Source organism: Bacillus sp. PPSBB_2, from assembly GCF_045291115.1.
In the GTDB taxonomy this organism is placed as follows: domain Bacteria; phylum Bacillota; class Bacilli; order Bacillales; family Bacillaceae_G; genus Bacillus_A; species Bacillus_A cereus.
The window spans coordinates 2,836,362-2,853,204 of the sequence record NZ_CP147983.1 but is presented as its reverse complement, the minus strand read 5'-3'; the positions used below and the strand labels follow the sequence as shown (position 1 = coordinate 2,853,204).

Below are 16,843 nucleotides of genomic sequence, written 5' to 3'. Positions count from 1 at the left end.
AATGAAAAGGCGAGCAAAAACTCGCCTTTTTAAATAGAATAGGAGTAAATCAAATGACAAAAAAATTACAGTTATCAGCCGAAGAAATGCGTCAGTTAGGATATCAAGCGGTTGACTTAATTGTTGATCATATGAATCATTTAAAAAGTAAACCAGTTTCAGAAACGATTGATAGTAATATTTTTAGAGACAAGCTAATTGAAACGATTCCGGAAAACGGATCTAATCCAAAAGAATTACTTCATTTTCTTAATAACAATGTGTTTAATCAAATTACTCATGTGGATCATCCTCATTTTATGGCTTTTGTGCCAGGTCCTAATAATTATGTTGGTGTATTAGCAGATTTTTTAGCAAGTGGGTTTAATGTATTTCCTACAGCTTGGATAGTAGGTGCAGGTGCCGAACAAATTGAATTAACGACAATTAACTGGTTAAAATCAATGCTAGGATTCCCTGATTCAGCTGAAGGATTATTTGTCAGTGGTGGTTCCATGGCTAATTTGACTGCACTTACTGTAGCGAGACAGGTCAAGCTGAATAATGACATAGAAAATGCGATTGTTTATTTTTCTAACCAAACTCATTTTTCTGTAGATCGAGCACTTAAAGTATTAGGTTTTAAACAGCATCAAATTTGCCGAATTGAGACAGATGAAGACTTAAAAATTTCAGTTAGTACTTTAAGAAAACAAATAAAAGAAGATCGATTAAAAGGGAAAAAACCATTCTGTGTTATTGCTAATGCAGGGACAACGAATTGCGGAGCGGTGGACTCCCTCGATGAATTGGCTGATGTATGTGGTGATGAAGATATATGGCTACACGTGGATGGGGCTTATGGGGCTGCAGCAATTCTCAGTGAAAAAGGAAGGGAGTTATTAAGTGGAATTCATCGTGCCGATTCTTTAACGTTAGACCCGCATAAATGGCTTTTTCAGCCTTATGATGTTGGTTGTGTACTTATTCGAAATAGCCAATATTTAAGTGAAACATTCCGTATGATCCCAGAGTATATTAAGGATACAGAAACTAATATAGAAGAAAAAGTGAATTTTGGGGAGCGTGGAATTGAACTTTCTCGTAGATTTAGAGCATTAAAGGTATGGCTTTCTTTTAAAGCATTCGGAGTTACAGCTTTTCGTGAGGCAATTGATCATGGCATTATGCTAGCTGAACAAGTTGAAGAGTTTTTAAGGAAAGAAAAAGATTGGGAAGTAGTAACACCTGCCCAATTAGGAATTGTTACTTTTCGTTATATTCCATGTGAGCTAACATCTACAGATACAATTCATGAAATAAACAAAAAATTGGTGGAAGAAATTAATCAAAGAGGATTTGCTATGCTAAGTACGACTAAATTAAAAGAAAAAGTAGTAATTCGACTTTGCTCTATCAACCCAAGAACAACAAAAGAAGAAATACTTCAAATCATGATGAACATAAAAGCATTAGCAGAGGAAATAAACACATCGCCTAAACATCTTATATCTGTTTCTCAACCTTGATATATTAGGCGGATTTTACATATTAATAGCCGATTCTTATTTAGAATCGGCTATTATATTTAAATGATAAATACATATATACTATTTATAAGTGTTTCTCTTGTAATGGGATTAAGCCTCAACCTTGGATACTCGTTTGAAACCAGTCTTTATTGCTTGTACTATTTCGTTCACAGCATAAATAGATACATCGGCATTTGGATTTAACCCTTCAAACCAGTGATAGGCATTTGGATATAAATGAAACTCCACATCAACACCAGCTTGTGCTAGTTTGCTTACATAGGTTAATGTTTCGCTACGGAATGGATCTAATTGACCAACAAATGTGTAAGTATACGGTAAGTCACTATAATCCTCAGCTCGAGAAGGTGCTGCATAGGCAGGGATTTGATCCGTTCCATACATTTCTCCTAAATACATTTTCCAGCCAGCTTCATTTGCCTTTTGGTTCCAAACAAATCCCTCTTTAATTTCATTCGCTGAAGGTGTATCATTTCTGTCATCAATCATTGGATATAGTGGCATTTGTAAACAAATTGAAGGATATTTTCGATCTCGTGCTAATAATGATAATGCTGCTGTTAGTCCACCGCCAGCGCTTACTCCTGCAACCCCAATTCGATTCGAATCAATGTTTAATGACTTTGCATTATCAGCAATCCATTTTAAAGCTGAATAACAATCCTCAATTGGTGCTGGGTAAGGGTGTTCAGGTGCTAAGCGGTAGTCTACAGACACGACCACACAGCTAGCTTCTTTTGCAAACCTCATACAAGTATCATCGTTATCATCTATAGACCCTAAGATATAACCTCCACCATGTATCCATAATAAGACAGGTAAAGATTCATGATTTGATTTTGGACGATAAATTCGTAATGGTAATGGATTATCATCAGGCCCAACAATGACTTTATCTGTTAAAGAAAGAGAGTCATCAACAACGGTAGGTGGTCTCATTTGAGCTATTCCTTCTCTGATTGATTGCAAATTTTCTGGGCGTAAATCGAGATCCGGAAACATCTCTAACCCTTGTAATAATTCTGGATTTACTCTAGTTTTCATTTTAGCACCTCTATTTGTAATTGTTTTCAAATAAATGAAGTGTATTCTAAGTAGTTTAATTGTGAAAGAACACCACAATTAAATTGTAAATTGGATATGTTATAACGGTCAACAGAATATTCGGAAATTAAAACCTTTCTCAAGAAGGAGTTTCATGCAATCAATAATACAAGTAGTGGATTTAAGAGCAAAGAGGTTTAATGTCGTTGTAATTATGTACATTAGAAAAATTTCTTTTTGAGTCTAGAAAAGGATTAGATTCTTTTCTAGACTCATGAAGAATTATGAAAAGCAAAATTTTATAGATGGTTATCTTAAAAATAAACAAAGAGAGAAGAATTAACCAATGTTCTTCTCTCTTTTTCATATGTAATTAGGGTATCCATAACTGTAAATACGGATGGTATAGATTAATGGATGAATAATTTATTTTTAAATTAATAACGTAATACATAAAGATTTTTGTATGTAATATTGCATATACAGGGACCACTGGTGAAAATGCTGAGCAATGTTTTTCCATATGGTAAATTAGTTCCTTAGTTATTTATTTTATTTCATTTTCAATCGTGTAAGGCTTGGGGCTAAGATTTACAAAGGTGACTAGTAAAAAATATAACAATACAAGTATAAGATTTTGTACTTAGTAATCTCGCGATTTAAGGCATGACATTGGATAAGTGTGGGGAGTTCAATCGATTTTGAATAAAATCAATAGTATCAGTTGCAATTTTTTTACGTTTAAGAACGATCCCGGCATGCCCGCATGTATAAATATATCGTGGAGGTCTTTCCCAAGATTCCCACAAGTAGTCTGTATCCTCAGAATGCACATATAGATCATGCTTACCTGAAATTAATAAAATATTTTCTTTTTTTACTTTTGGCAATGCTTGACTCGGTTCAGTGATTTTCCAATAATCTATTAAATCATCATACGTAACACCATGATGTTCCAAGTCTTCTCTAATAAATTTACCTGGAGTTGTATTCCAAATCGAATAAGAAAGTCGATTTGCATAGAAAATGGATGCTAACACATCAATTTCTTCTTCAACAAGAGAGGTTAAGTTAGTAATAAATCCGCCTAAACTAATTCCTATTAGAATCAGGGGCCCCTTTTTATTTGCTTTAATCCATTTAATCAAAGCTCGTAAATCAGCTACCGCTTGTCTAGTTGCTTGTAATGTTCGTTCAATATTTGCACTTACCATATACTCTCCACTGAATAAGGATTGATCGGGTTTTCTTTCAAAATGATAGGGTAGAGTGAAATAATACATATTCCACTTCAGGCTGGTCATATGATCGTGGAATATTTTTTTCACACGTTCGTTAGAATCCATTCTCCAACCGTGAACAAAGATAACATGAGGTGCATTTTCATTTTTATGTAAGAATAATTCCCCAGTTACAGAGTCGTTGTGTGAATCACCGGATTGAATCGAACTTTTATAGTTGAATTGCCCAACCATGTATTCATTTTCCTGCTTTGAATGCTTAATGTCAAAATGAAAATGTGATGGTTTTACTTTATAAAAAGATTCTATGTTCTTTATATTTAATGAAGTGTTAGAAAGGGAAGTAAACTGAAACGCTACACTTCTTTTTTTGTGTAAATCATATAAGGCGTACCGATCAATGAGTTTTGAAAAAATCAAATTAACCTCCTCCAAAATACATATTGTTTAAAACATAGACAAAATTTATGTTTTAAATTAATTAGGAAATATTCTCTTTTCCTAATAGTAGGTGCTTGAATTATAAAAATAGGTGATAAATTTTCATATTATATTATAAAGCTTACAATAAATAATTTATACTAAAATTTAAGAAGTAAGTTAATATTATTATCCTTATAAAAGAATGTTAACTTGCTTCTTTTCTTATTAAAAGCTGTAATTTCTATGAAGAACAACTTACAATTCCCATATAGATATTCACAAATTGGTTCTCTATATTTATTGTATAGAAATTATACAATAAATATATTTTTTATGTTACATACATTAAATCAAGCTTAACCTCTCTTTTCTATAAGTCTCTTAAATTGACTAACTCCTTACCGAAATTCAAAAACGACTGTGTTTTTGAATTTGTGTTCTAGCTTTTCTGGAACAGGTAAATAACTACACATAAACTCCTTATATCTCTAGTTAAACTACCGATTAGCTCCATATAAACTCTAGATAACCTATATAGAATACAAGTTATCAAGGAGGTAAGAAAAATGAATTTTATGAAACGAGCAATTCTCAGTATGAAAAAAAGGATAGGAACATCATTAATTTTGATGGCAGTTTTTCTGATTGTTACAAATTTGGTTCTTTCAGGTTTCACAATCCAAAATGCATCAAAAAAAGCAGCGGATGCTGCAAGAAAAAAACTTGGTGCAGATGTTACTTTAGGTCTTGATTTCGACAAAATAGGTCAAAAAGCTAAGGAAACTGGAGAAATGCCAAATCCGCCGCAGCTCGATGCAAAAGAAACAGATCAATTAGCGAAGTCCAAGTATGTAAAAGATTATAATTACATAGCTAACACTTTCGGTATTTCTGATGGGCTTAAACTAGTAGGAGCTTCAGAAGGAGAAGAAGAAGGAAAAGGTAAAGTGGGAATGACGGCTGCGCGAGGCGGTTCAAGCTCTGGTACAGAAATAGATATGAATGCTTCTTTTATGATTGAGGGAGTTCGCAAGACTGCATTACAAGAAAGCTTTAAAAACGGAAAAAGTAAAATCATTGATGGAAAACCAATAACAGAGCAAATGAAAGATCAGAATGTAGCTTTAATGGAAAAACGATTAGCGGAATTAAACAATTTGAAAGTAGGAGACAAAGTTAAAGTACAATCAGGGGATAAGAAGGAAACTCTTGAGGTTGAAATTATCGGCATTTACGAAACAAATGAGCAAGCAATGGGTCAACAGGCTCCTCCTATTATGGATCCAGCTAATAAACTATATATGCCGCATTCAACTATGAAAAAATTAGAAGTAGACCAAGGTATAAGTAGTGGTCAAGTCGTGTATTTCTTGAATGATCCACAATATATTGATGCATTTAAAAAAGAAGCAAAAAAATCTAACATTGATTTTAATTATTATAAATTAGATGCGCATGATTCATTGTACAAGCAAATGATTGGTCCTATCGAAAATATCTCTTCGACTTCTCAAATGATTATTTATATTGTATCGATTGCAGGTGCGATCATTTTAGGATTAATCATTATGCTATCAATTAAAGGGCGTCGTAAAGAAATGGGAATTCTATTGTCTATTGGAGAGAAAAAGTGGAAACTGATGGCGCAATTCGTAGTAGAAGTAGTGTGTGTCGCTATTTTAGCATTTGGATTATCCATAACAACAGGAGCTAAAGTTTCTCAATATATCGGGGATAATTTACTTTCGAATGAAATTGCTACTGCAAGCGAAGAAACAGATACTTCGCAACATGGTACTGTAATGATGGCTGGACCCGGTGGTACTCTACAAAATCAAAAAGAAGATCCAATTGATAAAATTGATGTAAGTGTAACAGGAGAAGATGTAGGAAAAATGGGTGGAATTGGACTAGCTATTGCTATAATAGCAACGCTTCTTCCAGCATTATCTATTCTACGTTTAAACCCAAAACAAATTCTTTTAAAAGATGAATGAGGAGGCTCGATATGGAGACGATTTTACAGTTTAAAAATTTGGATTATTATTATGAAAGTAATGGGAAAAATGTAGCGATACTAGATAATGTTAACTTTTCTTTTCAAAAAGGACATTTCTACACGATTTTAGGGCCATCTGGATCTGGTAAAACCACAACTCTGAGCTTAGGTTGTGGACTGGATGTCCCTAAAAATGGTTATGTACTGTATAATGGCAAAGATATTAGAAAAATTGGTTTGGATCGATACCGTAATCAAAATGTATCTGTAATTTTCCAATCTTATAACTTAATTACCTATATGACCGCTCTTCAAAATGTCTTAACAGCAATGGAAATTACAGGTGTTAAAGTGCAAAATAAAACAGCAAGAGCATTAGAATTATTAGAGAGGGTAGGACTCTCAGAAGCTGAAGCGAAACGAAACGTCCTGCAACTAAGTGGCGGGCAACAACAGCGTGTAGCAATTGCTCGAGCACTATCTTGTAATGTTGATTTACTGATTGCAGATGAGCCGACAGGAAACCTCGACGAGGAAACCGCAATGGATATAATAGAACTGTTTCAAGAACTTGCACATAAAGAGAATAAATGCATTATTGTTGTGACTCACTCACAGGAGGTTGCTAAAAAATCAGATCGTGCAGTGTATTTAAGTAAGAAGAAGTTAGTCATAAATGAAATCTAATATAAACATCGTAGCTGTTTAATTCACATATTTTTCAAAAACTAGACCTTTCAAAAGCTTATATTTGATTTATAATAAAATCAAGCCATAATCAAAATGGTCTCCCTGTACTGAATGTTAAAATAGTTTGTCGTTCCCGTTTTAATAATATTTTTAAAAGAACTTGTAGGATATTCTACAAGTTCTTTTTATTATAATTGGTTACCTATCATGGGATAATTACACATAAAAAACGGGACAATACCTAGATATATAATCTAAATGCTGTCCCATTTACCTGTGTATCTGTATAGTTATTGTAGAATCAAACCTACAATCATAATTAAACTAAATACTATCATCCAACCAAAGGCACAATAGCCAAAAATACTAATCCATTTAGGTAATTGATTCATGTTAATTTTATTTGTGGGAACTCCTTGCATAGAAAACATCATTTTTTGATCTCTATCTCTATTATTTTGTTGTTCATACATAATATCATCACCTTTCCAGAACTATTGTGTTTATAGTATATCAGCCTAAATAAAATTATGTACAGAATAAGAGGGGATAACATATATATTATGTGGTGAATTTTATAAATAAAGACATTTAATTGCCATGGTTCTAAGCGCTAATCCGTTATAAATTCTGAAAAAGAGCCCTACATAAATAGGACTCTTTTTCTTCAAATATTAAGTTGCTGGATATACATCAGAACCAAGGTAACGTTCTTTTATAATTTGAAGATGATGAAGCTCATGACCAGCAATGATGTATGCTAATGCACGAACTGTAACTTCAGAATTATTCGCATTTCCTCTTTGTGACCAAGCTTCTTTATCTAAGCTTCTAAGTAAATACAGGGTAGATTGGCGAACAACTATTAAATTCTCAAGAAGATCTTGCATAGATTGCTTATCAAAAGCAGCTCTAAGAACATACATATCATCATTATAGCCTGGAAGTTCTGCTGTCTCGCCTCGAGCGATAGATAGCAATCGATACGCCATAATCCGTTCTGTATCTGCTATATGACCCATTACTTCTTTTATACTCCATTTAGTAGGAGCATACCGGAAAAGTCCCTCACTATCAGAAATTTCCTTTAATAAGAGATTCGTTTCCTTCATTTGTTGTTCTAGAATATGTATGATATTTCCGTCTGATACCAAGTTGGTATACGTTGCATAATAGGAGTTATATTCACTTACTTGTGGCCTTATTTGCATACGAATCATCCTTTATGTTTTATGTTTAATCTTTACATATAGCTTACCATAAAAGAATTTTAAATTAATCTGAAAAATGGAGGGAAATATGCATTTTTCATCTTCCTTTTCAGTTTCATAGATGAAATGCATCTCAAATAAGAGAATCTAATTTGCTGCTAAGCGGAATTTCGTTTTTGCTGTTATAGTAAAAGATAAATATGTAAATTGAATACAGTTTGTCACCACTTATGATAATTACCATTTAAGAAGCAATATATATCATTAAACGAAAAACCTGTTAATAAGTTTATACTTACCACAAAAACAAACAAACTCGTCCTATTTAAAGGAGAGTTTGTTTGTTTTTGTGTTTAGATAATGGAATACTCATGCAAAATTGTACACTATGTTCCATATTTTTTATTGAATACTTTATATCTAGCGTTTCAAGAATTTGTTTAACAATATATAGCCCCAAACCATTTCCTCCAGTATTTCGATTCCTTGATTTTTCAATTCGATAAAATGGTTTGAAAATTTGTTGTATCTCTTCATCTTTAATATTGACACCTGTATTTATAATTTGCATTTCGATTTGACTTTGTTTAGAATCCTCACTTAACTTTATATAGACTTTTTCATTATGTGGTGAATACATAACCGCATTATGGACAATATTTTTACATGCTTTTTCTAAAAGGGCACAATCTGTATAAATAGCAAGGCCAAAATCAATTTCTTTTATTATTTCGATGTTTTTTTGAGAAGCAAAAAATTCGAGATCTTTTGTAATTGTCCCTATTAATTTTGAAAGATTAACTTTCTCTACTTTTAGTTTGAAGGTGTGTTGTTCTAATTTCGATACGCTTAAAATTTCACGAACTAATTGTTCCATACTTTCAATAATTTGATGATTTTTCTTTAAATATTGATCGCGATTTTGATAAGGGCCAATATTGTAAATCATCCCTTCTAAGTAGCCTTTCATTACAGTAAGAGGGGACTTTAATTCATGTGCTACAATCGCAAAAAACTCTCTGCGTTTTGTTTCTATTTCTCTTTCTTTTTCAATATCATTTTTTAATTGTTCATTTGCTTTTTTTAAATCAAACATAGCTTGTTGTAAGTTAATAGACATGTCATTCAAACTATTAGACAATTCTCCTAACTCATCTGTAGAGCGAACCTCAATTTTTTCGGAGAAATCTAAATTTGCCATCTTTTGTGCACCTTCATTAATATAAATAAGTGGCTTTGTAATAAACCTGGAATAAAAATAAGCACTCCCTATACCAATTACGAGTACAATGATACTAATATAGGGGAGAAAGCGGACTAAAACCTGTGAAGCTTCATCAATCGGTTGAAATGTAGCAAAGACTATAAGCGTTAAACTACCATCTTGGAATTGAATTGGTTTCGTAACGTTATATGAATTGCTAAGGGTACTTGCATTCTCGAATCGTGTTGCTTTAGTAACTACTGTTTTTTGCGTACCACTTTGAATAAAAGAAAACGAAGGAGAGTAAATAATTACTCCTTCTTTATTTTGAAGATAAAGCATCGCATTATTTTTTTTTGCGTATTCATCAAAAAATGGTATCGCATCTTGAAACGTAAGATTTTTAGACTTATCAATGATTTCGTTTATCCCTGTTTGAAGTTGATCTGTTTTATATTGCTCATAAAATGTAGGGAGAAAGAAGTATAAAGTTAAATAAATCAATACTGCAAAGGATAACAAAATGAGAGATGTAGTCATAAAGAGTTTATAAGTGATTTGCTTCATTTTCATGAGTTTCACAATACTATTCATCAATTTTATAACCAATACCCTTTATTGTTTTAATATAAGGGATAGCTAATTTTTTGCGTAGGTTTTTAATATGTGTATCAATTATTCGTGTTTCTCCAAAATAATCGTAACCCCAAACTTTCTCTACGATATTTTCTCTTGTAAGTACTTTTCTCTCATTTTGAAATAGTAGTTGTAGAATTTCAAACTCTTTTGTCGTTAATATAATTTCAACATCATTTACATAGACTCTATATGCATCCACATCGATACGAACTTCTTTAAATATCAAATGATTATTTACATTTTTATCATAACTTCTTCTAAGTACAGCTTCGACTCGTCTAATCAAAACATGAAATGAAAAGGGTTTTGTTATATAATCATCGATCCCAAGATCGAATCCTTTCATTTGATCTTCTTCTTCTTCCAACGCAGTTAGCATAATAATTGGTACGTTTGACTGACTTCGAATCATTTTAGAAACTTCAAATCCATTAAGATTGGGCATCATGACATCTAGAAGAATTAAATCAAAGGATTGCTTATTAAATTGTGTCATACCCTCTAGTCCATCTGAAGCGACTACCACTGTATAATGCTGTGTCATTAAAAATTGTTTAATTAATTCCTGAATTTCTTGATCGTCCTCTACCACGAGGATATGATAGTTTTTCATAATATCACCTCTGGTAGTCATTATAGCCGTACAATCTGGAGTTTATGTGGAGATACAGTAGTAAACTTCATAGAACGCTTACTACCAAAAAGTATTATTAGCTTTATTACTTTTTTATGGAGAAATAATTGCTTAAAAAACTTATTGTATGAATTGGTGTACGATTAATATTTACGAAAAACTAATGTATAATAATGTGAATTGTATGTAGTTTCTTAAAATTTGTGAAAATATACTTTTGCTTCTTTACCAAAAGAGGAAAAGGAATTTCAATATAGAAGAAACTACCGTAATACTAGAGTGTGTGCCAAGAACTTTGGATTTCTTTCATCTAGTTTCTATTTAATCGTTAATCACTACATAATAATGTTCTTGCTAAACCAAAAGTTTAAAGGTACAAACTTGGAGAGATTTATATAATGCTAGAAAGGTTGTGAAATGATTTGATGGGTTATAAAGCGATGCTGTTTGATTTAGATGATACATTACTTGATAGGGATAAAGCAGTAGAGGCATTATTTTTAATTGTTTTAGAAAAGTGTTATGAAAATGTAGATGGTGCGGCTAAAAGCAACATGTTACAGAAATTCAAAGAATACGATAAAAGAGAATATGGCATAAGTAATAAAACGACAGTTTTAGAATCATTGTTTGATGAATTCACGCCAAGGTATAGATTGCCACGCAATTACATCCAAGATTTTTGGAATAATAATTTCCCTAGATGTTTTTCAATAGACAAAAATACTATTCATTTCTTAAATCAAATAAAGAAGCACTGTAAAGTTGGAATTATAACAAATGGCTCAACTCAGAGGCAAAAAGCTAAAATATTTAACACGAATTTAAATAGGTATTTTGAAACAATCATTATTTCTGAAGAAGTAGGATTTAGTAAACCTGATAAACGTATATTCGAACTAGCATTAAATAAGCTAAATTTACAACCGGAACATACTTTATTTGTTGGGGATGACTTAGAAAAGGATATTGCTGGTCCTCAAAATGTAAATATAAAAGGGGTGTGGTTTAACCCTCAGAAAATCAATAATACTACCAAAATACAACCATATACCGAGATTAACACTTTGGATAATTTGTTAAGTTATGTTACTCCACAATATTTTTATAACAAGTAAAAGTAATTCCGCATATATATATTAAATAATATAAAAAAGAGAAACTATCATTAATTTCATTGACCGTATTAGTAATAAAAAATATATACTTACAATAAAAAATAGAGGCGATTTTAATAGCTGTGGCTAATTTAATCTATGATTAATACGAAGTCTTGTAAAACAATTTTACTCATACTGTGTAAATTATAAAGGGGTGGTGTATAGTGATAATAAAGTTATTGAATTTTGATTAAAAAAGATAAGAGCCTTACTACATTCTATATGCAGCAAGGCTCTTTAAAGTTGTTTCAAATTATATCCATCTGCTTATGTAATGCTTAAAAAATGAATAATAAAGTTGTTTACTTCTTATTAAACTAACGCCCCCGTTTTTAAGTGTAACTCTTCACAATTATTTGATATTATATAGATAAATAGAAATATAAATCAGAATTTAGTTTATAGTTATAAAAATAAGTTATTTATACCCTTATAATTCTTCAGAAAGGAGAGTGTATGAAAAAGACTATTGTTTTTGTATTAACGATATTTATATTATTCTCAGGATTCGCAACACAAAGTTATGCGTTGTCAGATTCGAAATCTGTGGCAATACAAGCATTGCTAGATGATGCCTGTCGTACGTCAGGTGTGCCTGGAATGTCACTCTCAATACTTGCTGATGGTGAAGTGTTCTACTTTTCTTCTGGGTATGCAGATCTTGAAAAGGGACTGTCTGCAAGTGAAAATACACTCTATGAGTTGGCCTCGGTGAGTAAAGCTTTTACTGGTATGGGGATTTTGCTATTGGAAGAGCAAGGGCTGCTATCAATGACTGATCCTATCCAAAAATATTTACCTTGGTTTACGTTAAAGTATCAAGGTAAACCTGTTGATATGCAAAACCTTACACTAAATAATTTTCTTCACCATACCAGCGGCCTAACAAATATTAGACATACTCAAAATATTCCACAAGGTAATACGCCTGATATGTTGCAAAAGACTGTGGAAACGCTGGTAGATGCAGAATTGGCGTTCTCTCCCGGTGAACAATATAACTATGGAACCGTTAATTATGACGTATTGGGTTTGGTTATTGAGATTGTATCACGACAAAGCTATGAAGACTTTATGAAGGAACAGGTATTTCTACCCTTAGGTCTTCACCAGACGTATGTTTATAAAGAAGATGCTCAAGCCACTGGACAGTTAGCACAGGGCTACCGTTCTTCCTTTTTTATAACAACTCCATTTAACGCTCCGGATTATGCTGGGAATAAACCTGCCGGCTATATCATTTCTAATACAAAAGATATGGTGCGTTGGATGGGCATACAGATGGGTATCGTGCAGGACATACCCGAAATATTTCACAGGGCCATCGAAAAATCACATAGAGGTGATATGTCTGTTTCGGCTGTCAATGATATGTATTATGCGGCAGGTTGGTCGGTAAACGCCGAACAAACGTTTATAGAACACACTGGGCGTAATCCAAATTTTAGTACCAAAGTAGCCATACTGCCAAATGAAAGAACAGCCATCTGCTTACTGAGCAACGGCGCAAATACCAATATAAACCTGGTACTACAAGTTAATGATATATTAAACGGCAATCTAACTCAGTCATATGAGATAAGCGGCACACAGCTTTTGGACATCATTTTGTCGTCTACCACAATTATTCTTTGCCTATTAGCCGTTCTGTTATTTTTCTTAGGATTAAGAAAAAGGAAAATGAATGAGCAGCAGCCAATGACAAAAAAGAGAACAATCGTAACAATTATTTTCCTAATCGCTACGATTGCCCAGTGTATAATGTTTTTTGCCTTCGATTGGTCAACGATACTTATTTGGCAAACATATAGTGTTCTTACAGCTTTAATTTCGTCAACATTATTAACAGCAAGCATTACTTGGTTTGTATATACTCATCGATTAGGTGCTTCGGTCCGAAAATAAGTATAATGTTAAGTAAATAAATCTTAATTTATCGATATCCTTAATTTAAAAAACAGAAGACACCTCGGTGTCTTCTTTAATGTCATCGACACTTCTCCTAGTTAAAACCACTTGCTATTTCTTCCACTAACCTGCCTCGTTAGTAGAAGAAGGATTTTTAAACTACTATATTATTTTTTAAATGACTTTATTGTAAATTAAACAACTTTATTATCTCTGTACAGGTGGGACTATGGAAATAAAGAAAGTAGTAATCGATGGAATCAATATTGCGCTCATTAGAAACGATAAGGTATTAATATCGGATGTTCAGTCTGCATTAGATACTATGGCAACAGTTCAATATGAGGTAGATGCGAAACATATTATTATCCATAAATCTTTAATAAGTGAAGATTTCTTTGATCTAAAAACACGGCTTGCGGGCGATATCCTTCAAAAGTTTATAAACTACAAGGTAAAGATTGCTATTGTTGGAGATTTCTCTATGTATACTAGTAAAAGCTTAAAGGATTTTATTTATGAATGTAATAAAGGGAATGACATTTTTTACTTAGCAACTGAACAACAAGCAATTAAAAAACTAAGTACATTAAAGTAATAATTATATCCTGCTAAATTCCCCCATTTCACTTAGTTCATAATTATATACGATATAGAAGAACTGATGTTTGTGGTAAACTAAGAGATGAATAAAGGGGGAGTTTTTTTGAACAATTTTAATAATATAATCCAAGATTTAAATAATATAGTTTACAAACCTAACAACTTAATGATTACGAATCTAAAAGAAGAAAAGCAAAACGCAGAATATGCCGGATGTTTATTCCACTTAAATAACAAAACCATTCGTTTTAGAAAATCAAAAGTTACACCTAATAAAATTGGTCAATTCGTTTCTTTTTGGGAGAAAGATGAAAATATGCGAAATAGAGCTTTCTCTTATGAAGCTGCTCCTGATTTATTAGTAATCACTTGTATTGCTGATAATAAACTAGGGCAATTTATTTTTCCTAAAGAGATTCTTCTTAAAGAAAAAATATTGAGAACACAAAGTCAAACAGGGAAAATGGCAATGAGAATTTATCCTGTTTGGGATACCACTGTTAGTAATCAAGCTAAAAAGAGCCAAGCATGGCAACTTCAATATTTTGTTGATTTAAGTGATAGTAATAGTTTGCCTATAGATAAACTATTAAATTTATATTCGTAGCTTTTGGTTTGCCACAAAAAGAAGTGATTACAAAAAACATGTGTAATGACACCTCCTATGTGAATCGTAATTTTTATACCGGTACAGTTTAATGAAATGTACGTTGTTACAGTGCCCCTTAAAATTTACAATCAGCATATATTATTTAAACTTATAAATTTTTAAGGGGTGCTAAATATGACAAGTTTACAAGATCAGCTTTTCACAAGATTAAATCTTAAAAAACGTAATGAAGTAACGTTTGAAGAATTACCTACCATACTCTTTTCGTTTGCGCATACTATACCATTTGAGAATTTAGATGTTATAGCACGAAATACGAATCAAATCTCTCTGGAAAACTTACGAGAGAAAACTTTAACTAGTTCCCGTGGTGGACTTTGCTACGAATTAAATACTCTTTTTTACTATTTCTTAAGAGACTGTGGCTATGATGTACAACTGGCATTAGGTACGGTTTATAAAAACGATATAAATGCATGGGCACTTGAGGATGGCCATATAACAATTATTTTAACTTATGATAATGTACAGTATTTAATTGATGTAGGTATAGCTTCGTTAGTACCTCTTGTTCCTGTACCTTTTACTGGTAAGTCTGTCTCTTCAAAAAATGGTTCGTACCGGGTGAGACGAAAAGATACGAGTAAAGGAAATTATGTTTTAGAAAGAATAGATACTGATGGAGAATGGAAAGTTTGTCATGCTTTTTATAAACATAATATTGATGAGATAGTAGTAAACGATGTTCAAAGAAGAGTGATAGAAGATGAGAAGTCTATTTTTAATAAAGGACCAATTGCAGTAAAGTTGACGAACTCCGGTCATATTTCATTAACGAATACAAGTTTAACTGAAATTATTCATGGGGAAAAAACTAAGCTTGAAATTACAGAAGATCAATATAGAGAGTTTTTATATACTTTATTTTCTATTAAGTTATGAATAAACAAATAGCCGGTTCTTATTCAGAAGCGGCTATTTTTATTATTTTTGATGTAAATGGTTTTCTTCTAATACGTTTCGGAAACTGCGGTATAGTTAATATTTTTAATGTTTCCTCAGCTTCTTCATATGTATGAAAAATTGGTTCTTTTCCATCATCCCCTTGTAAAACTAGCTCTTCATCTCGGATTACATATGGCATAAAACCACCCCATCTAGTAAAGAATTATGTTCTTTTGCAGCAGAATAATACGATTTAGAGTTTGATTTTCTTAATACATATAATACACTAGAACAGTACGAAAAAGTATGTACAATGAATTTTGAATGTAAAGGAAGATTATTATGTCAGTTATTGATAAATTGAAACTTAATAAGTATACAAATATGGTCGTTATTAACGAACCAAGTGATTATGACATTTTTACAGGTAAAGAGACTGCATTCTCAAAAGGACACGATGCTATCTTTATATTTGTAGAAACGCTTGATGAAATGGTGAAACAAACGAATTTTATTATTAGTAATGAAGAATTACTAATTGAAAAAGGTTACGTATTCTTCGCATATCCGAAAAAAGGTAATGCGCGTTATAGTACGTTTATTCACCGTGATGAGATGTTTCCGGCATTAAACGTTGGAGAAGATGGTTATGTGGGAGAAAGCGATATTAAATTTGCACGAATGGTAAGTATGGATGTAGTCTTTACTGTTGTTGGTTTAAAACGTGAAAAGAAAAAAACAACAAAAACATCTGCTATGAGTCAATGTGTTGCCGATTATGCAGATCGAATTAAAGATGTTGAAGCATTATTAGCTAATCATCCGAATGAACTTAAGTTTTATCAAAGTTTAACGCCTGGATACCAAAAAGATTGGGCACGTAATCTTTTTTCTGTGAAACAAGAAAAAACTCGTGAAAAACGTCTAGAGAAAATGATAGAAATCCTTTCACAAGGCTATAAAACAATTGAATTATTCCGTAAGAAGAAAAAATAATGAT

General features: G+C 32.1%; 16 protein-coding genes. 9 read left to right on the top strand and 7 right to left on the bottom strand.

Annotated elements, in window-relative coordinates; all coding sequences use genetic code 11:
* The first annotated feature begins 53 nt into the window (after nt 1-53).
* Nucleotides 54-1,508 carry an aminotransferase class I/II-fold pyridoxal phosphate-dependent enzyme gene (locus tag V6946_RS14300; RefSeq protein WP_000162820.1) on the top strand — a complete coding sequence of 485 codons (1,455 nt, stop codon included), beginning with the start codon at nt 54-56 and terminating at the stop codon, nt 1,506-1,508.
* 111 nt (nt 1,509-1,619) lie between these two features.
* Here the strand turns inward: V6946_RS14300 and V6946_RS14295 are convergent, their stop codons facing one another.
* Nucleotides 1,620-2,576: an alpha/beta hydrolase gene (locus V6946_RS14295; protein WP_000857943.1), complete on the bottom strand. Its 957-nt coding sequence runs from the start codon at nt 2,574-2,576 to the stop codon at nt 1,620-1,622.
* A gap of 659 nt (nt 2,577-3,235) precedes the next feature.
* A complete protein-coding gene (locus V6946_RS14290) occupies nt 3,236-4,237 on the bottom strand; it encodes an alpha/beta hydrolase (protein WP_006922694.1) in 1,002 nt (333 codons plus the stop codon).
* A 569-nt stretch (nt 4,238-4,806) separates the two neighbouring features.
* Here V6946_RS14290 and V6946_RS14285 point away from each other — a divergent pair.
* Both V6946_RS14285 and V6946_RS14280 read left to right on the top strand, forming a co-directional pair.
* Nucleotides 4,807-6,237, top strand: coding sequence for an ABC transporter permease (locus tag V6946_RS14285; RefSeq protein ID WP_049108024.1), 1,431 nt, complete (start codon nt 4,807-4,809; stop codon nt 6,235-6,237).
* Nucleotides 6,238-6,248: 11 nt separating this feature from the next.
* The gene (locus V6946_RS14280; protein ID WP_000447851.1) at nt 6,249-6,926 is read left to right on the top strand and encodes an ABC transporter ATP-binding protein; all 678 of its coding nucleotides are present in this window, start codon (nt 6,249-6,251) and stop codon (nt 6,924-6,926) included.
* A 293-nt stretch (nt 6,927-7,219) separates the two neighbouring features.
* Here the strand turns inward: V6946_RS14280 and V6946_RS14275 are convergent, their stop codons facing one another.
* The 4 genes from V6946_RS14275 to V6946_RS14260 form a co-directional block, all read right to left on the bottom strand.
* Complete coding sequence (locus tag V6946_RS14275; RefSeq protein ID WP_000273239.1) at nt 7,220-7,402, bottom strand: hypothetical protein; 183 nt, start codon at nt 7,400-7,402, stop codon at nt 7,220-7,222.
* 201 nt (nt 7,403-7,603) lie between these two features.
* On the bottom strand, nt 7,604-8,140 hold the full coding sequence (locus tag V6946_RS14270; RefSeq protein ID WP_001167132.1) for a DinB family protein: 537 nt from the start codon (nt 8,138-8,140) through the stop codon (nt 7,604-7,606).
* A 325-nt stretch (nt 8,141-8,465) separates the two neighbouring features.
* Nucleotides 8,466-9,917, bottom strand: coding sequence for a HAMP domain-containing sensor histidine kinase (locus V6946_RS14265; protein ID WP_006922698.1), 1,452 nt, complete (start codon nt 9,915-9,917; stop codon nt 8,466-8,468).
* 13 nt (nt 9,918-9,930) lie between these two features.
* The gene (locus V6946_RS14260) at nt 9,931-10,596 is read right to left on the bottom strand and encodes a response regulator transcription factor (RefSeq protein WP_000800727.1); all 666 of its coding nucleotides are present in this window, start codon (nt 10,594-10,596) and stop codon (nt 9,931-9,933) included.
* A gap of 446 nt (nt 10,597-11,042) precedes the next feature.
* Here V6946_RS14260 and V6946_RS14255 point away from each other — a divergent pair, with 446 nt between their 5' ends.
* The 5 genes from V6946_RS14255 to V6946_RS14235 all read left to right on the top strand — a co-directional run bounded on the left by V6946_RS14255 (nt 11,043) and on the right by V6946_RS14235 (nt 15,840).
* Nucleotides 11,043-11,735: an HAD-IA family hydrolase gene (locus V6946_RS14255; RefSeq protein WP_366982029.1), complete on the top strand. Its 693-nt coding sequence runs from the start codon at nt 11,043-11,045 to the stop codon at nt 11,733-11,735.
* Between the two features lie 498 nt (nt 11,736-12,233).
* Nucleotides 12,234-13,682, top strand: coding sequence for a serine hydrolase (locus V6946_RS14250; RefSeq protein WP_006929743.1), 1,449 nt, complete (start codon nt 12,234-12,236; stop codon nt 13,680-13,682).
* Between the two features lie 232 nt (nt 13,683-13,914).
* Nucleotides 13,915-14,283 carry a DUF4180 domain-containing protein gene (locus tag V6946_RS14245; RefSeq protein WP_006929740.1) on the top strand — a complete coding sequence of 123 codons (369 nt, stop codon included), beginning with the start codon at nt 13,915-13,917 and terminating at the stop codon, nt 14,281-14,283.
* 87 nt (nt 14,284-14,370) lie between these two features.
* Entirely contained in the window at nt 14,371-14,895 is a 525-nt protein-coding gene (locus V6946_RS14240) for a MepB family protein (RefSeq protein ID WP_074619061.1), read from the top strand.
* Between the two features lie 177 nt (nt 14,896-15,072).
* Nucleotides 15,073-15,840 carry an arylamine N-acetyltransferase gene (locus V6946_RS14235; RefSeq protein ID WP_006929738.1) on the top strand — a complete coding sequence of 256 codons (768 nt, stop codon included), beginning with the start codon at nt 15,073-15,075 and terminating at the stop codon, nt 15,838-15,840.
* Nucleotides 15,841-15,859: 19 nt separating this feature from the next.
* Here the strand turns inward: V6946_RS14235 and V6946_RS14230 are convergent, their stop codons facing one another.
* Nucleotides 15,860-16,042 (bottom strand): hypothetical protein, encoded by a 183-nt coding sequence (locus tag V6946_RS14230; protein WP_006929736.1) that lies wholly within the window; start codon nt 16,040-16,042, stop codon nt 15,860-15,862.
* Nucleotides 16,043-16,185: 143 nt separating this feature from the next.
* Between V6946_RS14230 and V6946_RS14225 the strand changes: the two genes are divergently transcribed.
* Complete coding sequence (locus V6946_RS14225; protein ID WP_006929734.1) at nt 16,186-16,839, top strand: YdeI/OmpD-associated family protein; 654 nt, start codon at nt 16,186-16,188, stop codon at nt 16,837-16,839.
* Nucleotides 16,840-16,843 lie beyond the last annotated feature (4 nt).